Raw genomic sequence first — 25434 nt, 5'->3', positions numbered from 1 at the left:
GACTGGTGGTGGTACGACCCCTTCCAACCCCAACCCCCACCCACCGACAACTAAAGCGGCGCACCCGTAACGCGGGTTAGGACCACTCTCCTACTGCACCGTGCAGCGGATCTGTCGGTTGAGAACACAGTTCGACGGCGGCGCGTATGTGCCGGAAAGCACGCCCCGCATGCCGCCGGTGGCGGTGCCGCCGGGTTTGATGATGCGGTTCCAGTTCGCGGGAGTCACGACGAAGTGCGTGCCCGACTGGGCGACGCTGCTGCTCCAGGCGTGCGAAATCGACTGCCCCACCGGCATGTCGAACTCAAGCCGCCAGTCGGTCAGCGGCGCGCCGCTCCAATTGGTGATGGTGAAGCTGGCGATGAACCCGGTCTGCCAGGTCGAGGTCACCGACAACGTCGCGGTGGCTGCAGATGCATGGGCGGCCGGTGGGATGATCAGGCCGACGGCGGCGATTAGCAACGTCGAGAAGGCCACGGAAAGCGCTGTGCGCCACCGTTTCACGAGATCGCGCAGACCGGTCATAACAACCGACCCTAAAAGCACGCCGGTGATCGTACCGATCGCCACGCGCGCCGCTGCGATACCTTTGCTGAACCGCAACCGTCACGAAATCTCGGCGCGCTCCCCCGCGTCGTGCGCCCGCGGCCTTCCCGGGCCCGTCGTCAACCGGTCAACAGAACGCGGCGGCGAAAAAGAACGCGCCGGCCACCAGGCCGATGGCGATCGCGTTCGAACTCTGGCCAGCGGATGCGGTCGCGACGATCCCCACGCTGGCGACGATGAGGACCGCGATGCTGAACAGCGCGATCATCACCCGCCGCAGGCTCAGGGTCGCGCCGGATCGCGGTGTGCCGACGACGCGTTTTCCCGACCGGCCCATCCGACTCACCCCTCACTATGGCGTACGCCACAACCATAGCAAGAATATGACGTAGGACACAGAAAGGTCAGGCGCCCGGGCGGGGCGCGGTCCAGTGCAGCACCTTGACCGCGGTCATCTCATCGAGCAATTCGGGCCCGAACCCGAAGCCGGTGCCACTGGCGCGACGCGGTTCCGCCGCTCCCCCGGGCGCCCCGCCGAACACCGCATTGATCTTCACGGTGCCCACCGGCAGAGTCCGCCAGGCGATCTGGGCATGGTCCATATCCGCGGTCAGCACGGTAGCCGCCAACCCGTAGCGGTCCTCGGCCGCTTCGGTCAGCGCGGTCTCGAAGTCGGGCACCACCCGCACCGCCGCGATCGGTCCGAACGTCTCCTCGGCGAAGACCGGCATCTCCGCGGTGCAGTCGGCGAGCACCGTCGGCGGATAGAAGCAGCCGGGCCCCGAACCCGGCTGTCCGCCGGCAAGCACGCGCGCACCACGTTGCTCGGCGTCGATGACATGGTGGTGCACCGCCCGCCGGTGCCGTTCATCGACCAGCGGGCCGATCCGGTCGCCCCAGACGCCCGCTTGGGCCACAAGTGCGTTCAGGAACGCCTCGGCCGCCGAGGCCACCACATAGATCCGTTCCACCGATACACAGATCTGCCCGGCGTTGGCGTAGCAGCCCAGTGCCGCCTGTTCGGCGGCCCAGGCCGGATCGACACCCGCGTCGACGATCAGCGCATCGTTGCCGCCGTTCTCCAGCAGCGCTTTGGCGCCCCGCGCGGCGCACGCGCGTGCGATCTGCCGGCCCGCCGCGGTGCTGCCGACTTGGGCCACCACATCCACCCGATCGTCACCCGCGAGCCGGGCGCCGACGGTCGCGTCGCCGTCGACGATCTGTAGCACACCCTCGGGCAGGGCGGCGGCCAGCAACTCGGCGAAGCGGCGGCCGGTCCGCGGGCAGCGCTCACTGGGCTTGTGCACCACGGTGTTACCGCTCACCAGTGCCGCGCCGAGCAGCCCCGCGGCCACCGCGACCGGGTCGTTCCACGGCGTCAGCACCGCGACCATGCCGCGCGGTTCGGGCACCATCATGTCGGTCGCCGACCAGTCGCCGTGCAGGCTGCGTCCGCGATGCAGCGGACCGAGCTCGGCGTACTGCCGCAACGTGCCGACCCCGGCCTCGACACCGCCGAGCGCATCGTCGCGCAGCTTGCCGGTCTCCTCCTCGTTGAGGTCGGCGAGCTCGTCGGCGGCGTCTTCGACCGCGGCCGCCGCCGCCGTGATCGCCGCCGCGCGTTCGACCGCCGGGGTCCGGGCCCAGCCCGGCGCGGCCGCCGCGGCGCGGGCGAGCGCGTCGTCGCATGTCGCCTCATCGGCGATGGGCACCCGGGCGACGAGGTCGCCGGTGCGTGGATCGTGGATCGTCATCCGGGTCGGTTCGTCGATCGCGGCGGCGCCGGGCTCGACCTCGGCAAGTTTCATCAGCGTCTCACTCTCCTTGCGGCCTCCGGTGTGTCGTACCCGGTGGCCCACGAGGGAAAACACCGCTGCCCACCGCCGCGGTGAACGCGTTCTGACTTTGCCGTACCAGTCGGTTCCGCTGCTGCTCAGAGCACTCGAAACGTCGCTAGAGGCTGTTACAGTGACGGCGGCCGAAACAGGATCGTGCAACATCGTGCAAAGGACCGCCGTGACCGGAGAGATCACCGAGACCACCGACGTCGTCGTCATCGGATTCGGCGCGGCGGGCACCACCGCCGCGATCACCGCCCGCGAACGCGGAGCCGAAGTGATCGCCGTCGACCGCGCCAACGGCGGCGGCGCCACCGCCATCTCCGGCGGCATCTACTACGCCGGCGCCGGCACCACGATCCAACGCCAGGCCGGGGTGCACGACACCGTCGAGCAGATGCTGGACTACCTGCGACTGGAGGTCGGCGACGCGGTCCGCCCGGAAACCCTGGAGCGGTTCGTGCGCACCAGCCCGCAGAACCTGGAATGGCTCCAGCAGCACGGGGTGCCATTCGACGGCAGCCTCTGCCCGTACAAGACCTCGTTTCCCAACAACCGCTACTACCTGTACTACTCGGGCAGCGAGAACGCCGGCGCCTTTCGCGCCCACACCCCGCCGGTCCCGCGCGGGCACCGGTTCAAGGGCAAGGGCACCTCGGGCAAGAAGATGTACGCCCCGCTGGCCGCGGCGGCGCAACGGCTCGGCGTGCGGTTCCGCCCACACACCACGGTCACCGACCTGCTGCGTGACGACTCCGGTCGGGTGACCGGGGTGCAGACGATCACGATGAACTTCGCGCCGCGCCGGATCCGGCGCCGCTACGCGCGGCTGTCGGCGATCTCCACCAAACCCGGCGTCTACTACCCGCCGCTACGCCGCGCCATGGACGCCCGGCTCAAAGCGCTGGAAGCCCGCTACGGTCGGCCGCTGCGCATCCTCGCGCGCCGCGGGGTGATCGTCTGCGCGGGCGGCTTCTACGCCAACAGCGAGTGGCGGGAACGCTACGCCCCGCAGTTCGGCGGCGGGTTGCCGCTGGGCACCAGCGGCGACGACGGCAGCGGCATCGCACTGGCGCAAAGCGCTGGAGCGGTGACCGCGCACATGGACGACGTGTCGGTGTGGCGGTTCATCACCCCGCCGAGCGCGTTCATCTCCTCGATCGTCGTCGACGACCACGGCCAGCGGATCATCGACGAAAGCCGCTACGGCGCCGCGCTGGGCCACGCCATGGTCACCAAGCACGGCGGCAAGGGCTGGATCCTGGCCGACGCCACGCTGATGGCCGAGGCCAGGCGCCAACTGTTCACCCAGACGCTGTGGTTCCAGCGGGCCCAGGCCGCCGCGCTGATGTTCTACGGCGCCGCGCGCGGCACAACGCTCGCCGACGCGGCGCGGGCCGCCGGCATCGACGCCGAGGGCTTGGCCGCCACCGTCAAGGCGCACAACGACGCCATCGACGCCGACACCGCCGACCCGGTGGGCAAGCCGGCGGAGTTCCGCCGCCGCATCGAACGCGGCCCCTTCACGCTGATGGACATCTCGGTGCGGCCCAACGTCCTCTACCCCACCCCGATGCTCACCCTGGGCGGGGTCCGCGTCGACGAGGACACCGGCGCGGTGCTCGACGCCGCCGGTCAGCCGATCCCCGGCCTCTACAGTGCGGGGCGCACCGCGGTCGGCATCTGCTCGGGCTCGTATGTCAGTGGGCTCTCGATCGCCGACTGCGTGTTCGCCGGGCGCCGGGCCGGCGCCGCGGTCACCGACGACGGCTGACCTCAGCGGGTATCGACCCACACCGTCGCCGCGACGATCGCCACCCCGGGGCCGACCAGCAGTGCGGTGTCGATGCGGCCCAGCGGCGCCGCATCGCCCAGGCGCCGCTCACGAGAATGTTGGGAGCGTGCCGATTCCGAAGCCGTAGGCCAGGTTCTGGCTCCAGGAAACGATAGCCGCGCGCTCAGCCGCTCGCCGCGTCGATGCGCGCCCGGAACGACGCGGCCGGACACGTCGCGGCACCCGCCGCCCGAACCCGGCGGACCAGCGTGGCATCGGAGGTCACCACGGTGATCTGCTCGGGGTGCTCGTCGGCGTCGACCAGTCGGACGATCTCGTCGTCGGCGGAGTCGGGCCGGGCGCGCGGCGCGTGCGCGATCGTGATCACCGCGGAGCGGATCGGCGGGCGGACCGCCTGCTCGAACACCACGGTCACCTGCCGGTCCCCGGCGGCGGCCCAACGCTCGAGCTGGGTCACCAGCCGCGCCATCGCGCCGCGGCGATCCCGCCACCAGCCGTCGGGACGCGAGCCGATGACGTTCATCGCGTCAACGATCCAGCGCGTCCCGGCGGCGGGCGCGGTGGAGCTCAGCTCAGCGCTGCCAGCGCCGCGTCGTAGTCGGGCTCCTCGCCGATCTCGGGCACCAACTGGGTGTAGGTCACCTTGCCGTCGGCGTCGAGCACCACAATCGCGCGGGCCAGCAGGCCGGCCAGCGGGCTGTCGGTCAGCGTCAGCCCGTAGTCCTCGCCGAAGCTGCCGCGGAACGCCGAGGCGGCGGAGACGTTCTCGATCCCCTCGGCGGCGCAGAAACGCTTGAGCGCGAACGGCAGATCCTTCGACACGCACAGCACGTTCAGGCCACCGGCGGCGGCCTTCTCGTTGAAGGTGCGCACACTGGTCGCGCAGACCGGCGTGTCCACGGACGGGAAGATGTTCAGCAGCACCCGTTTACCGCTGAACTGGTCGTTGCTGACCTCGCTGAGGTCGGCGCCGGTGAGGGTGAAGCCGGGGGCCGCTGCGCCCTGCGCGGGCAGCTCGCCGACGGTGTTGACTGCATTTCCGTGAAACGTAACCTGTGCCATACCCGCCAGTCTGCCAAGTGGACCCGGCCGGCGGGAAGGCAGGCCCCACCCGCCGACCGCAGCGCAGGCCACCACACGCATAGGCTGCATCCATGAGCCTGGTCACCTACGAACTCAACGACCACGTCGCAACGATCACCCTCAACCGCCCCGACGCCCGCAACGCCATCAACGGCGCGTTGCGCACCGACCTCAACGCCGCCTGGGACCGGTTCCGCGACGACGAGGACGCCTGGGTGGCGATCCTGACCGGAGCCGGCGAGGTGTTCTGCGCCGGCGCGGACCTCAAGGACAGCACCGGCGCGGTCGGCACCTTCGGCGGCACGTTCTGGGAGAAGCCGACGGTCAACAGCTTCGAAAGCGGGATGGAGCTTTTCAAGCCGACCATCGCCGCGGTGCACGGGCCCTGCGTCGGCTACGGCCTGACCGGAGTGCTGTTCTGCGACTTCGTCATCGCCAGCACCGAGGCCATGTTCGCCTACCCGGAGGTGTCGCTGGGAATGCCCACCATCGTCGGGGCGATTCGGCTGCCGCAGAAGGTGGGCTGGGCCAACGCCATGGAGTTACTGCTCAGCGGGCGCCCGATGAGCGCGCAGCGCGCTGCCGAGATCGGGCTGGTCTGGCGGCTCGTGGAACCCGACCAGCTGCAGCAGAGCGCCCGCGAGTGGGCCGAGACGCTGACCCGGGCCGCCCCGCTCGCCCAGCGGGCGACCAAGGAGGTGGCCTGGCGCAGCGCCGACATGGGCTGGACCGAGGCCGTCCGGTTCGGCGAGACCATGCGCAAGGTGGTCGGCGCCACCGAGGACGTCGCCGAGGGATTGCAGGCCTGGCAGCAGAAACGCCGGCCCGAATGGCGAGGCCGCTGACCGGGTCTTCTAAAAACCCGCGACGGCGCCGAGCATGCTGAACAGCAGATAGCCCAGGCAGACCAGCGCGTTCAACGCCGCGACCGTCAACCCGCCGATCAGAAACCAGCGAATGGTACGACGGTGCCACCGTTCCCGGCGGGCCTGCCGCTGTTCGCGGCGCAGGACGGTGGCCGCGGCCGCGAACCGGATGTCGGTGATCTCGGCGGGGCTGGCGGGCGCACCGGCGGCGATGTCGACCAACCGTTCGGCGGGGAGGTGAACGCCGACCGCGGCCATCTGCCGGCTCATCCGGCGTGCCTGCCGCGGCGGCAGCACGCCCCCGGGGCCGAGAACACCGCGCGGCGGGCTGGTCACAACAGTGATCGTAGTGCGCGACCGGGCTTGTCGGGCCGGGTTGTGCCGATGCCGCGGGGCGGGTTCAGCTCGCGGTGGGCTCGCTGACCTTGACCAGCATCTTGCCGATGTTGGCCCCGGTGAACAGGCCGTTGAGCGCCTCGACGCACGATTCGATGCCGTCGACGATGTGCTCACGGTGCACCAGCAGACCGTCCCGCTCCCAGGCCCGCAGCGCGGTGAACGCCTCGTCGAAGCGACCCCACTCATGGAGCGCGTTGAACCCTTGCATCCGTGCGGTTTTGGCGAGCAGGTTGACGTAGTTGGCGGGCCCGGGATGCTCACCGGTCAGGTAGCTGGAGATCACCCCGCACAGCACCACCCGGGCGTTGTGGGCCAGCCGGCCCAGCACCGCGTCGAGGATCTCACCGCCGACGTTGTCGAAGTAGACGTCGACGCCGCGCGGGCAGTGCTCCTTGAGGTCGGCGGCGACCTGCCCGCGCCGGTAGTCGATGCAGGCGTCGAAACCGAAGTCCTCGACCACCGCGCGGCACTTGCGCGGCCCCCCGGCGATCCCGACGACCCGGGCCCCGGCGATTTTGGCGATCTGTCCGGCCACCGAACCGGTGGCCCCGGCCGCCGCCGACACCACCACCGTCTCCCCCGCCTGGGGCCGGCCGATCCCGGTCATCCCGAAGTAGGCGGTGGCACCGGTCGGGCCGTACACCGACATCACCGCCCGCTGGTCGACGTCGGGGCCCGGCACCGGGGTGGTGAACACGTCGTCGCGCACCAGGACGTACTCCTGGAAGCCGGTCAGCGTGGTGACCACGTCACCGACCGCGTACGCGGCGCAGCGCGACGCGACCACCTCGCCGATCCCGGCCGCCCGGATCACCTCCCCCAGCTGCACCGGCGGCAGATAGCCGGGCTGATCGTTGAGCCAGGTCCGCACCGCCGCGTCGATGCCGACGTAGGTGGTGCGGACCAGGGCCTCGCCGTCGGCGGGTTCGGGAGCCGGCGCGGTCACCAGCTCGGTGTCGTCGGGGTCGACCAGACCGGTCGGGCGCCGGCGCAGCAGCACCTGCCGGTTCGGGCGGCCGGTCACAGCGCCCCCTCCAGGTACTGGGCGCGGCACGCCCGCCGCGCCAGCTTGCCGCTGGTGGTGCGCGGGATCGACCCGGCGGACAGGAACCGCACATCGGCCACATCGAGGCCGTGAACCCTCTTGACCGCCAACGAGATCGCGTCGATCGCCGGCTGCGGGTCATCGCGGCCGGTGCCGCGCGCCCGCTCGGTCACCACCACCAGCGCGTCGTGCCCGCCGTCGCGCGGCACGGTGAAGGCCACCGCGTAGCCGCGGCGCACCATCGGGGCGGCATCGGCCACGGAGGCCTCGATGTCGTGCGGGTAGTGGCTGCGGCCGTCGATGGTGATCAGTTCGGCGATCCGGCCGGTGACGTAGAGCTCACCGTCGAGGTAGACCCCCAGGTCACCGGTGCGCAGCCAGCGCGCCGAGGCGGGAACGTCGGCGGCGTGACCGCCGTCCTCGAGGGACGCCTCGAGCACGGCCCCGAAGGTGGCGGCGGTCTCCTGCGGGCGGCGCCAGTAGCCGCGGCCGACGTTGTCGCCGTGCAACCAGATCTCGCCGACCTGGCCGTCGGGCAGCTCCCGGCGGGCCCGCGGGTCGACGATCACCCCGCGCAGGCTGCGCGCCAGCTGCCCGCAGGACACCAGCGGCACCGCGGCCGGCGAATCGGCCGGAACCCGAACGGCGGTGCCGGTGGCCAGACCGCCCCGGTCGAAGTGGGTCAGCGCGGCCCGCGCGGTCGGGGCGGTGGTGGCGACCATCAGGGTGGCCTCGGCGATGCCGTAGGAGGGTTTGATGGCGGTGGCCGGCAGCCCGTAGGGAGCGAACGCCGCGGTGAAGGTCTCGATCGCGTCCATGCTGACCGGCTCGGAGCCGATGATCATCACCACGTTGCTCAGGTCGATGTCCTCGCCGGGACCGGGCCGGCCGCGCTGGGCGGCCCACTCGTAGGCCAGGTTGGGCGCGGCGGTCACCACCTGGCCGTGCCGGGATTCCGCGGCGAGCGCCTGGATCCAGCGCTGCGGGCGGCGGATGAACGCCGTCGGCGACATCAGCGTGGAATGTCCGCCGTAGACGGTCGGGAAGCCGATCATCGACAATCCCATGTCGTGGTAGAGCGGTAGCCAGCTCACGCCGTGGGTGTTGCGGTTCAACAGGTCGATCGACAGGATCATCTGCACCAGGTTGGTGCCGACCGCGCGGTGGGTGACCTCCACCCCGACCGGTGGGCGGGTCGCCCCCGAGGTGTACTGCAGGTGGGAGACGTCGTCGACGTCGAGGTCGACGTGGCGGAACGTCTCCCCCGCCGAATCCGGGATCTCGTCGACGAGCAGAATCGGCGGCCGGTCGTCGGGGCGCAGCGCGCCCAGCGCGTCCTGCACCGCGCCGACCGCGGCGCGGGTGGTCAACACCAGGCTGGGGGCGGCATCGTGCAGGGCGGTGTCCAGCCGCTCGGCGTGGCCGGGCAGTTCGGGGGCGAACAGCGGCACCCCGACGGCGCCGGCCTTGACCGCGCCGAAGAACCCGCCGATGTAATCGAGGCCCTGCGGGGCCATGATCGCCACCCGATCCCCGACCCCGGCGTGGCGTTGCACCTCGGCGCCGACGGCGCGCAGTCGCCGGCCGACCTCGGTCCAGGTCCACTCCAGCACCCGCGGGTCCCCGCTGCCGGCGTAGTCCAGATACCGGTAGGCCACGGTGTCACCGATGTTGGCGACGTTGCGGTCGATCAGCGACAGCGGCGTGGTGCCCTCCGGCAACACGATCTCCCCCCGCGCATCGAGGCAGTCCTCGATCCGCAGCAAGCCCTTCGGCGGGGTGAACTGCTGTCCGGGTGCGGCACTCATAACCGCAGTGTAAGGGCGGGCCAGCCGGCGCCGACGGCTCAGCGGCGTGCCGTGCCGGTCACAACGCTGCCGTCCTCGGGGTGCAGCAGGCAGAGCACGGTGCTGGGTTCGGGCACCGCGCCGGTGCGGTCCTGCACCGAGTCGATCAGATAGGTCAGCCGGTAGCCGCTCGCGGCGACCGCGACCCCGGTGTAGCCGACGAAACCGGCGGCGCACTCGACGTCGGCGACCTCGGCGATCGCCGCGTTGACCGGCACCGGCACCCGGTCGAACACCTCCGCGGCGTGCGGAGCGGCGCAGTCCACGACGGTCACCAGCACCACCGCCGGGTCGGTCGGCGGTGGCTCGGCCAGACAGTCACCGACCTGCAGCGCCACCCATGGCCGGGTCTCGGCGGGCCGGCCGGTCGCGGTCGTGGGCGCCACCGTCGTCACCGGCGGGGTCGACTCCGCCGGCGGCTCGGCGGACGGCGCGGCCGGCACCCCGCCGGCGCAGGCGGCCAGCAGCGCCAGGGCCGGCGCCGCGATCGACGGCCCGATGACCCGCGGCGTCCAGCGCATCGGCATCGCCCTGCCTCCTCGACTGTCCGCGGCCCTCGACGGCGGTCCACCGCCTCGGCGCGGGGCCGATTCTAGCGGCGTGCGAGCAGGTCAGCGCGATCTCGGCACGGTCGGCAATCGCGCACATAAACTGGGCCGCAGTGGCAGACTCACTAGGTCTTCCCAGGGGTGTGCCGACTGGGCCGAGAACACCAGCGCCGAGAAGGAGCGATCAATCATGGCCGTCGCGGAAACGGATGCGCAGACCACCTTCGACCAGGACGTGGCTGCGACCCAGCAGTACTTCGACAGTCCACGCTTCGCCGAGATCACCCGCCTCTACACCGCACGCCAGGTCGTCGAGCAGCGCGGCACCATCCCGGTCGATTACACCATCGCCCGGGACGCGGCCAGCGCGTTCTACACCCGGCTGCGGGAGCTGTTCGCGGAGAAGAAGAGCATCTCCACGTTCGGCCCGTACTCCCCGGGGCAGGCGGTGACCATCAAACGGATGGGCATCGAGGGCATCTACCTCGGCGGCTGGGCCACCTCGGCGAAGGGCTCGATCAGCGAGGACCCTGGCCCCGACCTGGCCAGCTACCCGCTGAGCCAGGTGCCCGACGAGGCCGCCGGGCTGGTCCGTGCGCTGCTCACCGCCGACCGCAACCAGGAGTACCTGCGCTCCCGGATGACCGACTCCGAACGCGCCGCCACCCCGGCGCACGACTTCCGGCCGTTCATCATCGCCGACGCCGACACCGGCCACGGCGGTGATCCCCACGTGCGCAACCTGATCCGCCGATTCGTGGAGGCCGGCGTGCCCGGCTATCACATCGAGGACCAGCGGCCGGGCACCAAGAAATGCGGGCACCAGGGCGGCAAGGTGCTGGTGCCCTCCGACGAGCAGATCAAGCGGCTCAACACCGCCCGCTTCCAGCTCGACATCATGCGGGTGCCCGGGATCATCGTGGCCCGCACCGACGCCGAAGCCGCCAACCTGCTCGACAGCCGCGCCGACGAACGCGACCAGCCGTTCCTGCTGGGCGCCACCAACGTGTCGATCCCGTCCTACAAATCCTGCTTCCTGGCGCTGATGCGCTACTTCCACGACAACCTGGGCGCCACCGAGCTCAACGGACACCTGCTGTACTCGCTGCCCGACGGGGAGTACGCCGCCGCCGACGCCTGGCTGGAGCGCCAAGGCCTGCTCTCGGCCGCCGCGGAGGCGGTCGAGACCTGGCGCTCGAGCGGCGGGGAGGAACGGATCGACAGCGTCTACGACAAGGTCGAATCCCGGTTCGTCGAGGCCTGGCAGGACGACGCCGGACTGACCACCTACGGCGAGGCGGTCGCCGACCTGCTGGAGTTCGCCACCAACGAGGGCGAGGACCGCGCCATGAGCGCCGACGAATGGCGCGAATTCGCCACCACCGCTTCGCTGTACACCGCGCAGGCCAAGGCCCGCGAACTCGGGGCGGCCGCCACCTGGGACTGCGAGCTCGCCAAGACTCCGGAGGGCTACTACCAGATCCGCGGCGGCATCCCGTACGCGATCGCCAAGTCGCTGGCCGCGGCGCCGTTCGCCGACCTGTTGTGGATGGAGACCAAGACCGCCAACCTCGACGACGCCCGCCAGTTCGCCGACGCGGTCCACGCGGTCTACCCGGACAAGATGCTGGCCTACAACCTCTCCCCCTCGTTCAACTGGGACACCACCGGAATGACCGACGAGGAGATGCGCCGCTTCCCCGAGGAACTGGGCAAGATGGGTTTCGTCTTCAACTTCATGACCTACGGCGGTCACCAGATCGACGGGGTGGCCGCCGAGGAGTTCGCCGGGGCGCTGCGCCAGGACGGCATGCTGGCGCTGGCGCGGCTGCAGCGCAAGATGCGGCTGATCGAGTCGCCCTACCGCACCCCGCAGACCCTGGTCGGCGGGCCGCGCAGCGACGCCGCGCTGGCCGCGTCGTCGGGACGCACCGCCACCACCAAGGCGATGGGCGAAGGCTCCACCCAGCACCAGCACCTGGTCCAGACCGAGGTGCCCAAGAAGCTGCTCGAGGAGTGGCTGGCGCTGTGGAGCGAGCACTACCGCCTCGACGAGAAGCTGCGGGTCCAGCTGCGGCCCCGCCGGCCCGGCGGGGAGCTGCTCGAACTGGGCATCTACGGAGGCGACGGCGGGGAGGACAAGCTGCTCGCCAACGTGATCGTCGACCCGATCAAGGACCGCCACGGCCGCAGCATCCTGACCGTGCGCGACCAGAACACCTTCGCCGAGGAACTGCGGCAGAAGCGCCTGATGACCCTCATCCACCTGTGGCTGGTGCACCGCTTCAAGGTCGACGCGGTCTACTACGTGACGCCGACGGAGGACAACGTCTACCAGACCGAGAAGATGAAGTCGCACGGCATCTTCGCCGACGTGCACCAGGAGGTCGGCGAGGTCATCGTCGCCGAGGTCAACCAGGACCGCATCCGCGAGCTGCTGGCCCCCGACCACACCGCGCTGCAGCAGCTGATCCGCAAGGAGGACTGACCGGCCTCCCCCGCCCGCGGCGCGGGGCCACATCGGCGCGATGTCGCCGCCCGTTCTACGCTGGGGGCACCCGAAGACGACTGAGGCGATGACGAGGCGGTGGGCGAGCATGGACGGCGTGGACGTGAATTCCTTTCGATGGGTGCGGTTGCTCGGTGCCGGTGCGCTCGCCGCGGCCGCGGCGATGACCGCGCCGAGCGCCGCCGTCCCGGCCGCGAACGCCGCGCCCTGCCCCGACGTGGAGGTGGTGTTCGCCCGCGGCACCTTCGAACCGGCGGGGGTCGGCGGGGTCGGCCAGGGCTTCGTCGACGCGCTTCGCGGCCGGATCGGCGACAAGTCCATGACGGTCTACCCGGTCAACTATCCGGCCAGCACCGACTTCCCCACCGCCGCGCAGGGGGTCCTCGACGCGAGCAACCACCTGCAGGCCACCGCGGCGAACTGCCCCGAAACCAAGATGGTGCTCGGCGGGTTCTCCCAGGGCGCGGCCGTCGCCGGCTACGTCACCTCCGACTCGGTGCCGGAGAACTTCACCCTGCCCGACGGGCTGAGCGGGCCGATGCCGGCCGACGTGGCCGACCATGTGGCCGCCGTCGCGCTGTTCGGCGAGCCCTCCCCGGCGTTCCTGGACCGCATCGACGCCCCGCCGATCACGATCGGGTCGAGGTATGAGCCGAAGACGATCAACATGTGCATCGACACCGATCCGATCTGCTCGCCGACCGGCAACGACGGCGGCACCCACGGGCTCTACGCGGCCAACGGGATGACCGGCCAGGCCGCCGACTTCGTGGTCCAGCGCCTCAACCGCCGGTAGGGCGGGTCAGCCCGGCAGGCGGGCGCTGATCAGCGGCGCGATCCGGTCGGCCAGGTAGGCGTGCCCGAGATCGTTGGGGTGGATGCCGTCCCCGCCGATCAGGAATGGCAACCCGACGAACCAGCCCTCGGCCAGCGGGTCGACAAAATCGGCCCGCACCGCGGCGGCTTCCGCGGCGAGGATGTCGCGCACCCGCAACACCGCGTCGGGGACCTCCGGGGTCGGCCACGGCGGACCGATCACCAGCAGCCGCGCCGTCGGGGCGCCGCGGCGGGCCACCGCGAGGGCGTCGCGGACCTGCCCGGGCAACGCCGCGAGGTCGGCGACGTCGTCGTTGCGGGATCCGAAGAACACCACCAGGGTGTCGTCGGGGCCGACCGCGCGGTTGGCCAGGTCGGTGAAGATGCTGCCGCGGTTGCCGCGCACCCCGTAGCCGGCGCCGCCCTCGGCGACCACGGTCATCGTGACCGGTTTGCCGTCCCGGTCGAGCAGTTGACCGGTCCGCGCCGGCCAACCCTGCGGGCCCACCCCGCCCTCATCCGAACCGGTGGTGTAGGAATCGCCGATCACCGCGATGTGGCTGACGGTCACCTGGTGGTCGGAGAGCCGGTAGGCCGGGCGCGCCTGACAGCCGAGCACCCCGGCCAGCAGGGTCAGCGACGTGATGATCAAGGCCGGACCGCGCACCGCTGCCTCCCGATGTCGTAGCGGGTCGCGGCGGAGTTCGCCGCGACCGAAGAGGACCATCAAACCAAACGGCCCGCGCCGACCGGCTCCCCGACCGGCGGGTGCGGGGGCGGCGGCGCCCACGCCCCCGCAGGCAGGTCGGTGTCGCGGACTTCGACCATCCGGCGCATCCAGCGGCGGGCCGGCTCCTCCACCCGGTGGTAGAGCAGCGCCGCGGCAGCCAGCGAGATCCCGATGGTGCCGAGCACCACGAGTTTGCCGCCGGCCGGGTTCAGCACGACCTGGTGTTCGTCGGCGATCCAATTCCATGCGGTGTGCACGATCTCGTGCACCATGTACAGCGCGAACGAGATCTGGCCGCCGTAGACCAGCGGCCGGGTCGACAGCAGTCGCGTCAGCCCGCCGGTGCCGATCGCCAGCGTCACCACCAGCGGCACGAACAGGACGTCGACGAGGCCGCGGGCGTCGGGGATCGTCGCCACCGGGTGGGCGTCCAGCCAGTACAGGGCGCCGACGATGACCGCGACCAGCACCACCGACAGCGCCCCCGCCCCGGCCCGGGCACGCGGGGACAACCGCAGCTTGCGGACCGCGGCGCAGGCCAGCGCCCCGGCGGTGAACTGCATCACGATCCGCGGCAACCAACTCCACGGGGTGTAGAACTCGCCGGTGGCCACCAGCAGCAGCAGCGGCGGCAGGGAGGCGGCGAACGCCAGCCACAGCAAGCCGCGCGCCCGCGTCACCCGGGCCAGCCGGAACACGACCAGGATGAGCAGCCCGAACAGCAGATAGGCCAGCCACTCCGCGCTGATCGACCAGGCCGGACCATCCCAGCTGGTGCGGTCGAAGTAGGGCTCGAACCACAGCTGCATCAGCAGCAGCTGGCGCAGGTAGCTGACCGCGGTCAGGTTCTCCGCGTCCGGCGACGGAGTGTCACCGACGTTGAGGGTGAAGATGATCCACACCGCGGCCAGGTGCAGCGTGACCAGGTAGACCGGCCAGACCCGCGCCAGCCGCAGCCACAGGAACCGCAGCGTGGCCCGCGCCGACCAGCGCTCCCCCATCCGGTCCAGATAGTTCCAGGTCAACACGAACCCGCTGAGGATGAAGAACAGGTCGACGCCCTGCGCGCCGGTGTCGAGCACCGGGGCGAGGGCCTCGGCCCGATACGGGGCGGCCTCGGCGAGCAGCGGGCGGAAGTGGAACAGCACCACCCACAGGGCAGCCACGATCCGCAGGCCGGTTAACGCCCTGATCTCTCCGCCGCCCACAACTCTCTTTCCCGGCTCGTCCCTGCAGGATTCGGTGCCGCCGCGTCCCCGGCCGTGGCGCGGCCACGGCTTTCGCAGGGTAACAGCCCCGCCGGGGAAGACCGGGGATCTGCGGCGGCCACGTCGGCCCGGCGGCGGGCCGGCACGCGTACGCTGGGGGGCCATGAGATCGAAAGCAGCAGCGGTGGCCGCGGCGATGTTCGTGGTCGCCGGCGCGGTGACGCTCGGGCCGGCCGCGGCCGACCCCGCCGACCCGACCGGGCCGTCACCGGGACCGGCCCCCGGCCCGTCGCAAGCGCCGGCCGCCGGGCCGGCCACCGTGATCGAGGCGGACGGTCACTACGCGGTCGGGACCGACATCGCACCGGGCACCTACACCTCGGCCGGGCCGGTCGAGGACGGCACCTGCTACTGGAAGCGCAGCCGCGACGGCAAGCTCGTCGACAACGCGATGACCAAGAAGCCGCAGGTGGTGCGGATCGAACCGACCGACACCGAGTTCCGCACCAGCGGATGCCAGCCCTGGACGCTGGACAACTCCGCGCAGGCGAAGGCGCCGCTGGACGCCGCGAGCGCCGAAGCCCGGCTCCGCGGCGACATCGGACGGCTCAACCTCGGGTCGCTGCTGCACGGCGGCGGGCAGGTGCCGGGACCGTGACCGCGGTCGCCACACCGGCCGGCGACATCGCGCCGCGCTGAGCCGATACCTTACGCTGGCTGAACGGCAACCGTTCACCGTCGACCGCATGAGGAGGGGTGCACCCGCGTGGCAACTTCGGCTGCAGACGCCACGCAGGAGCCCACGCTCCGGGCGGAAGACATCACCGTCACCGACCCCAAGGTGGTCAAACGTGCGGTGACCGCCGCGGCGGTGGGCAACGTCACCGAGTGGTACGACTTCGGTGTCTACGGCTACTTCGTGCTCACCTTGCAGCAGGTCTTCTTCGCCGGGCTCTCCGACACCGCGTCGCTGATCGCGACCTTCGCCGTGTTCGCCTCGTCGTTTCTGGTCCGCCCCCTCGGCGGGGTGATCTTCGGCTCCCTGGGCGACCGGATCGGCCGCACCAAGGTGCTGGCGATGACGGTGATCCTGATGGCGGTCAGCACGTTCAGCATCGGCCTGGTGCCCAGCTACGACTCGATCGGGATCGTCGCACCCATCCTGGTGCTGGTGGCCAAACTCGGCCAGGGGCTGTCCACCGGCGGGGAATACAGCGGGGCGATGACGTTCATCGCCGAATACACCTCGGACAAGCGGCGCGGCTTCACCGGCAGCTTCCTGGAAATGGGGACCTTCACCGGCTATTCGCTGGGGGCGGCCACCGTGGCGGTGCTGACCGCGGTGATGCCGCAGGAGGAGCTGCTCAGCTGGGGCTACCGCATCCCGTTCCTGCTCGCCCTGCCGTTGGGCATGGTCGGGCTGTTCCTGCGGCTGCGGCTGGAGGAGACCCCGGCGTTCGAGCAGCTGCTGGAGCAGTCCGCCGAGCAGCAGCACGACACCGAGCCGGTCGGGGTGCGCAGCGTGTTCGTCCATCACTGGCGGGCCCTGCTGCTGTGCGGCGGCATCGTGACGACCTGGAACATCACCAACTACATGCTGACCAGCTTCATGCCCACCTACCTGGCCGATCTGCCCGAGTACGGGCTGACCGGGGTGAACCAGACCACCGCGCAGTTCATGCAGATCGCGGTGCTGGTGATGCTGCTGGTGCTCATTCCCAGCTTCGGGTGGCTCAGCGACCGGTTCGGGCGCCGCCCGATCCTGGCGGTGGGCGCCACCGGGCTGGTGCTGTTCTCACTCCCTGCGGTGCTGCTGATGCGGCACGGCTCCACGGTGCTGACGTTCGTGGGGCTGCTGATGATCGGGTTGATGCTGGCGTGCTTCTCCGGCACCGCGCCGTCGACCCTGCCCGCGCTGTTCCCCACCGAGATCCGCTACAGCGGGCTGGCGATCTCCTTCAACATCTTCGTCTCGCTGTTCGGCGGCACCACCGCGCTGGTGATGAGCACGCTGCTCTCGGCGACCAAGGACCTCAACTGGCCCGGCTACTACCTGATCGGGGCCGGCGTGATCGGCGCGATCAGCATCGCGTTGATCCACGAGACCAACGGCAAGCCGCTGCCCGGGGCCGCCCCGGCGGTCAGCACCGAGGAAGAGGCGCACGCGCTGGTCGCCGCGCAACGCTGAGCCGCCGGGAGGTCGGGTTCAGTCCAGCAGCCGGCGCAGCAGGTGCATCGCCACCGTCGTCGACCGTTCCCGGACGTCGGCGCGGTTGCCCGGCAGCCGGACGTTGCGGTTCAGCGAGCGTCCGTCGGCCAGCAGCGCGGTGAAGTAGACGGTGCCGACCGGCTTGTCGGCGGTGCCGCCGCCGGGGCCGGCGATCCCGGTGATCGCCACCGCCGCATCGGCGCCGAACCGGGCCAGGGCGCCGGCGGCCATCGCCCGGGCGACCGGTTCGGAGACCGCGCCGTGGCCGGCGATCAACTCCGGATCCACGCCGAGCAGCTCGGTTTTCGCCTCGTTGGAGTAGGACACCACTCCCCCGGCGACATACGCCGACGAGCCGGGCCGCTCGGTCAGCCGCGCCGCCAGCAGCCCGGCGGTACACGATTCGGCGGTGGCCACGGTGCGCCCGGCCAGCAGCCGCGCCACCTGTTCGTCGACGAGTTCGCCGTCGTCGGAGAATAATTCGCGCGGGTGCCGGTCGCGCAGGAACTCCACCAGCTCGGTGTAGGTGTCGGAGAGGTCGGGTTCGTAGCGGGTGACGATCTCCAGCTCGCCGCGGCGCAGGCACGTGGTGATCTCCAGCCGGTCGAAGCCGGTGATGGTGCGCTGCGCCGCCCGCAGCGCGTCGGCCAGCTCGGATTCGGGCAGGCCGAACATCCGCATGGTGGCCTGCTCGTAGCGGGTGCGCCCGGCGATGGCCCGCTGCACCGCGGCGGTCTCCAGCGCCGAATGCCACATCGGCTGCAGTTCGCGGGGCGGCCCGGGCAGCACCACCACCGTCGGGCTGCCGGGCACCACCAGCCCCGGCGCGGTCCCGACCGGGTCGATGACGGTGGCCCCGGCCGGGATCAGGGCCTGCTTGCGGTTGGCGGCGCGCACCGCTTCGAAGTCGGCCTGCGGGTAGCGGCTCATCAGCTTGCGCAGGATCGCGGCGATCGTGTCGTCCAGGGCGGCGTCGAGCACCAGGTCGAGCCCGCAGAACCCGGCCACCACCTCCACGGTGAGGTCGTCGGCGGTCGGGCCCAGCCCGCCGCTGGTGACGATCAGGTCGACCCCGTCGTCGGCGAGGAACCGCAGCGCCGCGGTCATGTCGTGCGGCCGGTCGCCGCAGATCGTGACGTGGGCCAGCTCCACGCCCAACTCCAGCAGCCGGTCGGCGATCCACGGACCGTTGCGGTCCTGGATGCGCCCGGTCAGGACCTCGGTTCCCGTGACGACGATGCCCGCGCGTGTGCTCACCGCTAGTGAGGCTATCGCGGCCGCTTCAGGTGCGCCTCGACCGACTCCACCTTGTGGGTCAACGCGTCGGTGACGCCGGCCCGCCAGTCGACCTTGATCACGGTGCTCACCCGCGGGGCGTGGGCGGCCACCGCCGCCACGGCGCGCTGCACCACCGCCATCACCTCGTCCCAGGAGTCGCCCTCGAGCACGGTGAACATCGCGTCGGTGCGGTTGGGCAGCCCCGACTCGCGCACCACCCGCACCGCCTCGGCGACGAGTTCGCCCACGCTCTCCCCCGCCCCGAGCGGGGTCACCGAGAACGCCACCACCACCGACATCGGGCTCACCCGCCGCCGATGTCCGCGGTGGCCCGCGGCGCGGTGTGGCGGCGGAGCACGAACTGCGACCAGTCCGGTGTGCGCACCGCGGCGAAGTACTCGGGCAGCGGCCACGGGCTGAGGGTGTGGATCTCGCCGTCGGCGTTTTTGAAGTAGGAGTGTTTGATCGTCGGCTGCGACCACACCAGCCCGGCGATCGCCTCCCGGGTGCGGCGATGCCAGTCGGTGGCGGCCTGCTCGCGCGGTTCCACCGCGTGCAGGTCCGCGGTGATGATCTCGGCCAGGCACTGGTCGATGTAGCGCATCTGCAGCTCGGAGTGGAAGATCAGGCTGCCGCCGTGGGCCAGGTGGGTGCCGGGGCCGTAGATCATGAAGAAGTTGGGGAACGCGGGCACCGTGATGCCCAGGTAGGCGTACGGGCGGCGACCCCACAGGGTGCGCAGGTCCACCCCGTCGCGACCGGTGATGCGCATCGGCCAGAGCAGCTCGGTGTGGCGGAACCCGGTGGCGTAGATGAGGACGTCGGCGGCGTAGTTGTGGCCGTCCTCGGTGCACACCCCGTGCTCGGTGATCCGGCTGATCGGGGTGCGCACCAACTCGACGTTGTCGCGGCGCAGCGTCGCCAGCCAGGTCCCGTTGTCCTGCAGGGTCCGTTTCCCGGTGGCCGGGTAGTCCGGCAGCACCTTGTCGAGCAGGTCCGGGTCGTCGCCGATCTGCCCGGTGATCCAGTCGGTGAACATGAGCCGGCCGAGGGCGTTGAACTCGCTGACCGCGTAGTTCTGGTCGGGGTAGTCCGGGTCGACCCGCGCGGCGTCCAGGCCCTTGTCGGCGCCCGGCCACATCAGCAGGAACCGGTACCAGCGACCGTAGAACGGCAGATGCTCCATCGCCCAGCGCACTCCGTCGCCCACCTCGTCGTGATACATCGGGTTGGGGAACATCCACTGCGCGCTGCGCTGGAACACGGTGAGCTGCTCGACGTCGGCGGCGATGGCGGGGCCGATCTGAAACCCGCTGGCGCCCGCGCCGATCAGGGCGACCCGCTTGCCGCGCAGGTCGATCGAGTGGTCCCAGGCCGCGGAGTGAAACGCGCTGCCGGCGAAGCTGTCCGCGCCGGGAAACTGCGGGATGTGCGGCCGGTTCAGCTGCCCGACCGCGCTGATCAGCACCCGCGCGGTGAGGGTTTCGGTCGAACCGTCGGGCCCGCGCAGCGACACCGTCCAGCGCCCGGCGTCGTCGTCCCACGTCGCGGCGGTCACCTCGGTGTGCCAGCGGACGTGCTCGGCGATCCGGTGGCGGTCGAGCAGGTCGGCGAAATAGCGTTGCAGTTCGGGCTGTTCGGCGAAGTAGTGCGACCACGCGTTGTTCGGTTCGAAGCTGTAGCAGTAGAAGTGGTTGGCGACGTCGACCCGGGCGCCGGGATAGCTGTTTTCCCACCATGTTCCGCCCGGCCCGGGATTCTTCTCGACGATGGTGAACGGAATCCCGGCTTGGCGCAGCCGGATCCCGGCCAGCAGGCCGGATTGCCCGCAACCGATCACCACCACGGGACACCGGGCGGCCGCCGCGGCGGGCAGCGGGGCGGGCTTCCGCGGGTCGTGGCCGGCCAGGTCCAGCTCTTCGGCCAGCATCGGCAGATACTGCGCGGGCACCGGTTCGCAGGCGGCCCAGTCCAGCATCTCGGCGATCAGCCCGGCATCCAGCGGGGCCGGCTCCGGGCAGCCGCGGTCGCGGTAGTCGGTGAGCACCGCCAGCGCGTCGGCGCGGGCGCGGGCCTTGTCCTCCTCGGACATGAAGCCCTGGATCTCGTTGAGGAACAGCCCGGCCTGATGATATTCGCGGATGTAGCGCGGGTCGCCGGTGATGTGCACCAGCGACAGCAGCAGGGTGGGGACGCTGACCTGCTCCAGGGCCGCCGCGATGTCGGCGGTGGCGGTGGTGAAGGGGCGGCCGGAGTACCGGTTGCGCGACGGCATACCCAATTACGCTATTACGAGTCCCGTAATTGATCAAGGTGTCGGTCCGGCGGCCGCGCATGCGAGACTGCTGGTCATGGTTGTTGCGATCGCCCGCCCCAAGATCGAGGGCAATGTCGCCGTCGGCGAGAACCGCCAGCTCGGGTTCGCCGAGTTCGGCGCCCCGCAGGGACGGCCGATGTTCTGGCTGCACGGCACCCCCGGCGCGCGGCGACAGATCCCGCTGGAGGCGCGGATCTTCGCCGAGCACCAGGACATCCGGCTGATCGGGGTGGACCGGCCCGGCATCGGGTCCTCGACTCCGCATCAGTACGAGACCGTGCTGCAGTTCGCCGACGACCTGCGCACGATGGCCGACACGCTGGGCATCGACAAGATGGCCGTGATCGGCCTGTCCGGCGGCGGCCCCTACACCCTGGCCGCCGCGGCGCTGATGCCCGAGCGGGTGCTGGCCGCCGGGGTGCTCGGCGGGGTCGCCCCCTCCACCGGCCCGGACGGGATTGCCTCCGGGTTGATGACCCTGGCCGGGATCGCCGCGCCGGTGCTGGAGAAGGCCGGCCAGCCGATCAGCTTCGTCGCCAGCAGCCTGATCCGCATGGTGCGGCCGGTGGCCTCCCCGGCGCTGGGGCTGTACGCGCGGTTGTCCCCCGAAGGCGACCGGCGGCTGCTGGGCCGCCCGGAGTTCAAGGCGATGTTCCTCGACGACCTGCTCAACGGCAGCCGCAAACAGCTGGCGGCGCCGTTCGCCGACGCGGTGGTCTTCGCCCACGACTGGGGTTTCCGGCTCGAGGAGGTGACCGTGCCGGTGCACTGGTGGCACGGCGACGCCGACCACATCATCCCCTACGCCCACGGTGAGCACGTCGTCGCGCGGCTGCCCGACGCGCAGCTCTACACCATGCCCGGCGAGAGTCACCTCGGCGGGCTGGGCCGCGCCGAGGAGATCCTGGCCACCCTCGCCGGGGCCTGGGACCGCGGTTAGGCCACGGGAGCCCCGGCCATGACCCCGCCGCCCGCCGACCCGGTGGCCGAGATCGCCGCCGGCCCGGCCGGGCCGGGCGTGGGGGCGTTCTTCGACCTGGACGGCACCCTGGTCGCCGGGTTCACCGCGACCGCGCACGCCGGACACCGGATCCGGCGGGGACAGGCGCGTATCGGCGAGATCCTCGGGGTGATCGAGGCGGCCACCCGCTACCGGTTCGGCCGCATGCAGTTCGAGCGGCTGCTGGTGCGGGCCGCCGGCTACCTGCGCGGGGAGTCGATCGCCGGGCTCGACGCCCTCGGCGACTGGCTGTTCGTGCACCGCATCACCGGGCGGGTGTACCCGCACATGCGCGAGATCGTGCAAGCGCACCAGCAGCGCGGGCACACCGTCGTGCTCAGTTCCTCGGCCCTGACCATCCACGCCGAACCGGTCGCCCGGTTCCTGCAGATCGCGCACGTGCTGTGCAACCGCTTCGAACTCGACGAGCGCGGCCTGCTCACCGGTGACGTGATCAAGCCCGTGCTGTGGGGGCCGCAGAAGGCCGCCGCGGTCGAAGATTTCTGCCGCGATCACGGTGTCGAGTTGCAGCGCAGCTACTTCTACGCCGACGGCGACGAGGATGCGGCGCTGATGGCGCTGGTCGGCCATCCCCGGCCGGTCAACCCGCGCTCCGGGCTGGCCGCCCTGGCCGTCGAACGCGACTGGCCGGTGCTGCGCATGGCCCGGCCCGACGACCGCGGCCGGTTGCGCCGGCTCGCCGGGCTGGGCCGCGCCGCGTTGGGCGGCTGAGCGGGCACCGGTCTGGGTAGCGTGGAACGGCAGCGGCGGAAGGAGCGGCAGCCCGTGCACCTCGAAGTGGTCCAGGCCGATGTCACCACGCTGGCGGTGGACGCGATCAGCAACGCCGCCAACACCGAGTTGCGCCACGGCGGCGGGGTCGCCGCCGCGATCGCCCGGGCCGGCGGCGCCGACCTGCAACGCGAGTCGCGGCAGAAGGCGCCGATCGGCTTGGGTGAGGCGGTGGCGACCACCGCCGGGGCGATGCCGGCGCGCTACGTCATCCACGCCGCGACGATGGAACTGGGCGGACCGACGTCCGCGGACATCATCACCCGCGCCACCCGGTCGACACTGGTCAAGGCCGACGAACTCGGCTGCGCCACACTGGCGTTGGTCGCCTTCGGCACCGGCGTGGGCGGCTTCCCACTCGACGAGGCGGCGCGCCTGATGGTCGGCGCGGCGCGCGAGCACCGCTCGGCAACCCTGCAGAAGGTGGTGTTCGCCGTCCACGGCGACGCCGCCGAACAGGCGTTCCGGGCCGCGGTGGCGCCGTGACGCCGACGGCCCGCAGCGACGACGACCAGTGGGACATCCACACCGGGGTCGGCTACACCGCGCTGGTCGTGGCCGCCTGGCGGGCGCTGCACACCGCGTCACCCGACCCGGTGGCGCGCGACGAGTACGCCGCGCGGTTCGTCGCCGCGGCCGCCGATCCGTATCTGAGCGGGCTGCTCGCCGAACCCGCCGGCATCGCCGCGGCGGTGTTCCCGCACCTCTACGGCGTCCAAACCCGGCACTTCGACGAATTCTTCACCGCCGCGGCGGGGGCCGGCATCCGCCAGGCGGTGATCGTCGCCGCCGGGCTGGACACCCGCGCACTACGGCTGGACTGGCCGGCCGGCACCGTCGTCTACGAACTCGACCGGCCCGCGGTGCTGGAGTTCAAGCGCGACGTCCTCGCCGGACTCGACGCCCGCCCGGTCGCCGGTCATGTCCCGGTGGGCTGCGATCTGCGCCGCGACTGGCCGGCGGCGCTGCGGGCGGCGGGTTTCGACGCCGCGGCCCCGGCCGCCTGGTCGCTGGAGGGACTGCTGCCGTATCTGACCGGCCCGGCGCAGGACGCGCTGCTGACCGGCATCGGCGCGCTGTCGGCCCCGGGCAGCCGGATCGCGATCGGGGCGCTGGGCTCCCACCTCGACCCCGAGGCGCTCGATGCGGTGATCGAGCAGCACCCGCAGCTGCAGGCCTTCCGCGAGGTGGACTTCGGCGCGCTGACCTACGACCCGGCGCAGCGCGCCGACCCGGCCGACTGGCTTGCCGCGCACGGCTGGACGGTGACCGAGGTGGACACCACCGTGGGGCTGCAGACCGCGCGCGGGGAGACCCCGGCGGAGGTGGAACGTGCCGTCGACCGGGTACTGCGCTCGCAGTATGTGACGGCCGTGCGGCGCGAGCCGGACAAGGTGCCGTAATCTCGGTCACCGCGTAGTAAACTAGAACACGTTCCAATTCGTTCCCGACTCCGGTAAGGACGCACCGATGCACACCCCGATCTGCGACGAACTCGGCATCGAATTCCCGATCTTCGCCTTCACCCACTGCCGCGACGTGGTGGTGGCGGTGAGCAAGGCCGGCGGGTTCGGTGTGCTCGGGGCGGTCGGCTTCACCCCCGAACAGCTTGAGATCGAACTCAACTGGATCGACGAGAACATCGGCGACCGTCCCTACGGCGTCGACATCGTCATCCCCAACAAGTACGAGGGCCAGGACTCGGGCCAATCCGCCGAGGAACTCGCCGAGAGCCTGAAGAAGATGGTCCCCGCCGAGCACCTGGACTTCGCCCGCAAGATCCTCGCCGACCACGGCGTTCCGGTCGAGGACAGCGCCAAGGACAGCCTGCAGCTGATCGGTTGGACCGAGGCGACCGCCACCCCGCAGGTGGAGGTGGCGCTGCGGCACCCGAAGATGAAGCTGATCGCCAACGCGCTGGGCACCCCGCCGGCGGACATGATCAAGCACATCCATGCCCAGGGTGTGAAGGTCGCCGCGCTGTGCGGCTCGCCCGCCCAGGCGGTCAAACACGCCGACGCCGACGTGGACATCATCATCGCCCAGGGCGGTGAGGGCGGCGGCCACTGCGGCGAGATCGGCTCGATCGTGCTGTGGCCGCAGGCGGTCAAGGCGGTGGCCCCGCGGCCGGTGCTGGCCGCCGGCGGGATCGGCAGCGGCGAGCAGATCGCCGCGGCGCTGGCCCTCGGCGCGCAGGGCGCCTGGACCGGCTCGCAGTGGCTGATGGTCGAGGAGGCCAACAACACCCCCAAGCAGCAGGAGGCCTACGCCAAGGCCACCAGCCGCGACACCGTGCGCAGCCGCTCGTTCACCGGCAAGCCCTGCCGGATGTTGCGCAACGAGTGGACCGAGGCCTGGGAGCAGCCCGGCAACCCCGAGCCGCTGGGCATGCCGCTGCAGTACATGGTTTCGGGCATGGCGGTCAAGGCCACCCACAAGTACCCCAACGAGACCGTCGACGTCGCGTTCAACCCGGTCGGCCAGGTGGTGGGTCAGCTGCAGAAGGTGGAGAAGACCGCCACGGTGATCGAACGCTGGGTGCAGGAATACCTGGCGGCCACCGGCCGGCTCAACGAGCTCAACGAGGCGGCCAGCGTCTGACCGCGCG

General features: G+C 71.3%; 25 protein-coding genes. 11 read left to right on the top strand and 14 right to left on the bottom strand.

Going from position 1 to position 25434, the window contains the following annotated elements; translation table 11 throughout:
- Window positions 1-90: 90 nt before the first annotated feature.
- From A5643_RS11310 to A5643_RS11300, 3 genes are all read right to left on the bottom strand, one after another.
- Complete coding sequence (locus A5643_RS11310; RefSeq protein WP_066855076.1) at window positions 91-525, bottom strand: cellulose-binding domain-containing protein; 435 nt, start codon at window positions 523-525, stop codon at window positions 91-93.
- 148 nt (window positions 526-673) lie between these two features.
- Window positions 674-883 (bottom strand): hypothetical protein, encoded by a 210-nt coding sequence (locus A5643_RS11305; protein ID WP_066855074.1) that lies wholly within the window; start codon window positions 881-883, stop codon window positions 674-676.
- Window positions 884-950: 67 nt separating this feature from the next.
- The gene (locus tag A5643_RS11300) at window positions 951-2300 is read right to left on the bottom strand and encodes an aldehyde dehydrogenase family protein (RefSeq protein ID WP_066855112.1); all 1350 of its coding nucleotides are present in this window, start codon (window positions 2298-2300) and stop codon (window positions 951-953) included.
- A 262-nt stretch (window positions 2301-2562) separates the two neighbouring features.
- Here A5643_RS11300 and A5643_RS11295 point away from each other — a divergent pair, with 262 nt between their 5' ends.
- A complete protein-coding gene (locus A5643_RS11295) occupies window positions 2563-4158 on the top strand; it encodes an FAD-binding protein (RefSeq protein WP_066855072.1) in 1596 nt (531 codons plus the stop codon).
- Between the two features lie 184 nt (window positions 4159-4342).
- On the opposite strand, the gene A5643_RS11290 is transcribed toward A5643_RS11295, so the two are convergent.
- Complete coding sequence (locus A5643_RS11290) at window positions 4343-4702, bottom strand: NYN domain-containing protein (protein ID WP_066855069.1); 360 nt, start codon at window positions 4700-4702, stop codon at window positions 4343-4345.
- 44 nt (window positions 4703-4746) lie between these two features.
- Window positions 4747-5241, bottom strand: coding sequence for a thiol peroxidase (tpx, locus tag A5643_RS11285; RefSeq protein WP_066855065.1), 495 nt, complete (start codon window positions 5239-5241; stop codon window positions 4747-4749).
- A 92-nt stretch (window positions 5242-5333) separates the two neighbouring features.
- Between tpx and A5643_RS11280 the strand changes: the two genes are divergently transcribed.
- Window positions 5334-6107, top strand: a complete 774-nt coding sequence (locus tag A5643_RS11280; protein ID WP_066855062.1) for an enoyl-CoA hydratase/isomerase family protein — start codon at window positions 5334-5336, stop codon at window positions 6105-6107.
- A 9-nt stretch (window positions 6108-6116) separates the two neighbouring features.
- Here the strand turns inward: A5643_RS11280 and A5643_RS11275 are convergent, their stop codons facing one another.
- The 4 genes from A5643_RS11275 to A5643_RS11260 form a co-directional block, all read right to left on the bottom strand.
- Window positions 6117-6464 carry a hypothetical protein gene (locus A5643_RS11275; protein ID WP_082948900.1) on the bottom strand — a complete coding sequence of 116 codons (348 nt, stop codon included), beginning with the start codon at window positions 6462-6464 and terminating at the stop codon, window positions 6117-6119.
- Between the two features lie 64 nt (window positions 6465-6528).
- A complete protein-coding gene (locus A5643_RS11270) occupies window positions 6529-7551 on the bottom strand; it encodes an NADP-dependent oxidoreductase (RefSeq protein ID WP_066855059.1) in 1023 nt (340 codons plus the stop codon).
- Window positions 7548-9380, bottom strand: a complete 1833-nt coding sequence (locus tag A5643_RS11265; RefSeq protein WP_066855056.1) for a fatty acyl-AMP ligase — start codon at window positions 9378-9380, stop codon at window positions 7548-7550. Before A5643_RS11265 ends, A5643_RS11270 begins: the two co-directional genes overlap by 4 nt.
- Before the next feature lie 38 nt (window positions 9381-9418).
- Complete coding sequence (locus tag A5643_RS11260) at window positions 9419-9946, bottom strand: hypothetical protein (RefSeq protein ID WP_231995533.1); 528 nt, start codon at window positions 9944-9946, stop codon at window positions 9419-9421.
- 211 nt (window positions 9947-10157) lie between these two features.
- Between A5643_RS11260 and aceA the strand changes: the two genes are divergently transcribed.
- Both aceA and A5643_RS11250 read left to right on the top strand, forming a co-directional pair.
- Window positions 10158-12455, top strand: a complete 2298-nt coding sequence (aceA, locus tag A5643_RS11255) for an isocitrate lyase ICL2 (protein ID WP_066855053.1) — start codon at window positions 10158-10160, stop codon at window positions 12453-12455.
- A 109-nt stretch (window positions 12456-12564) separates the two neighbouring features.
- The gene (locus tag A5643_RS11250; RefSeq protein ID WP_082948899.1) at window positions 12565-13272 is read left to right on the top strand and encodes a cutinase family protein; all 708 of its coding nucleotides are present in this window, start codon (window positions 12565-12567) and stop codon (window positions 13270-13272) included.
- 6 nt (window positions 13273-13278) lie between these two features.
- Here A5643_RS11250 and A5643_RS11245 read toward each other — a convergent pair whose 3' ends face one another.
- Together A5643_RS11245 and A5643_RS11240 are read right to left on the bottom strand one after the other, a co-directional pair.
- A complete protein-coding gene (locus A5643_RS11245; RefSeq protein WP_353612570.1) occupies window positions 13279-13959 on the bottom strand; it encodes an Rv0518 family GDSL lipase in 681 nt (226 codons plus the stop codon).
- A 59-nt stretch (window positions 13960-14018) separates the two neighbouring features.
- Window positions 14019-15230 (bottom strand): acyltransferase family protein, encoded by a 1212-nt coding sequence (locus A5643_RS11240; RefSeq protein WP_066855050.1) that lies wholly within the window; start codon window positions 15228-15230, stop codon window positions 14019-14021.
- A gap of 163 nt (window positions 15231-15393) precedes the next feature.
- Here A5643_RS11240 and A5643_RS11235 point away from each other — a divergent pair, with 163 nt between their 5' ends.
- The gene (locus tag A5643_RS11235) at window positions 15394-15888 is read left to right on the top strand and encodes an Rv1352/Rv1906c domain-containing protein (RefSeq protein ID WP_066855046.1); all 495 of its coding nucleotides are present in this window, start codon (window positions 15394-15396) and stop codon (window positions 15886-15888) included.
- Window positions 15889-15996: 108 nt separating this feature from the next.
- A complete protein-coding gene (locus A5643_RS11230; RefSeq protein ID WP_197497708.1) occupies window positions 15997-17418 on the top strand; it encodes an MFS transporter in 1422 nt (473 codons plus the stop codon).
- An 18-nt stretch (window positions 17419-17436) separates the two neighbouring features.
- Here A5643_RS11230 and A5643_RS11225 read toward each other — a convergent pair whose 3' ends face one another.
- From A5643_RS11225 to A5643_RS11215, 3 genes are read right to left on the bottom strand one after another with little or no spacing between them, the layout of a single operon-like run.
- Window positions 17437-18696 carry a competence/damage-inducible protein A gene (locus A5643_RS11225; protein ID WP_066855044.1) on the bottom strand — a complete coding sequence of 420 codons (1260 nt, stop codon included), beginning with the start codon at window positions 18694-18696 and terminating at the stop codon, window positions 17437-17439.
- An 11-nt stretch (window positions 18697-18707) separates the two neighbouring features.
- The gene (locus A5643_RS11220; protein ID WP_066855041.1) at window positions 18708-19016 is read right to left on the bottom strand and encodes an MTH1187 family thiamine-binding protein; all 309 of its coding nucleotides are present in this window, start codon (window positions 19014-19016) and stop codon (window positions 18708-18710) included.
- Between the two features lie 5 nt (window positions 19017-19021).
- Window positions 19022-20992, bottom strand: a complete 1971-nt coding sequence (locus tag A5643_RS11215) for a flavin-containing monooxygenase (protein WP_066855038.1) — start codon at window positions 20990-20992, stop codon at window positions 19022-19024.
- A gap of 76 nt (window positions 20993-21068) precedes the next feature.
- On the opposite strand from A5643_RS11215, the gene A5643_RS11210 reads away from it, so the two are divergent.
- From A5643_RS11210 to A5643_RS11190, 5 genes are all read left to right on the top strand, one after another.
- Window positions 21069-21974 (top strand): alpha/beta fold hydrolase, encoded by a 906-nt coding sequence (locus A5643_RS11210; RefSeq protein WP_066855035.1) that lies wholly within the window; start codon window positions 21069-21071, stop codon window positions 21972-21974.
- A gap of 18 nt (window positions 21975-21992) precedes the next feature.
- Window positions 21993-22766: an HAD family hydrolase gene (locus A5643_RS11205; protein WP_066855032.1), complete on the top strand. Its 774-nt coding sequence runs from the start codon at window positions 21993-21995 to the stop codon at window positions 22764-22766.
- A 54-nt stretch (window positions 22767-22820) separates the two neighbouring features.
- Window positions 22821-23312 (top strand): macro domain-containing protein, encoded by a 492-nt coding sequence (locus tag A5643_RS11200; protein WP_197497707.1) that lies wholly within the window; start codon window positions 22821-22823, stop codon window positions 23310-23312.
- The gene (locus A5643_RS11195; protein WP_066855026.1) at window positions 23309-24229 is read left to right on the top strand and encodes an SAM-dependent methyltransferase; all 921 of its coding nucleotides are present in this window, start codon (window positions 23309-23311) and stop codon (window positions 24227-24229) included. The genes A5643_RS11200 and A5643_RS11195 overlap by 4 nt, the downstream gene beginning before the upstream one ends.
- 67 nt (window positions 24230-24296) lie before the next feature.
- Window positions 24297-25427 (top strand): nitronate monooxygenase, encoded by a 1131-nt coding sequence (locus A5643_RS11190; RefSeq protein WP_066855024.1) that lies wholly within the window; start codon window positions 24297-24299, stop codon window positions 25425-25427.
- Window positions 25428-25434 lie beyond the last annotated feature (7 nt).

Origin of the sequence: Mycobacterium sp. 1274756.6, assembly GCF_001668625.1 — a bacterium.
In the GTDB taxonomy this organism is placed as follows: Bacteria; Actinomycetota; Actinomycetes; order Mycobacteriales; family Mycobacteriaceae; genus Mycobacterium.
This window is presented reverse-complemented; position numbering and strand designations above follow the sequence as displayed.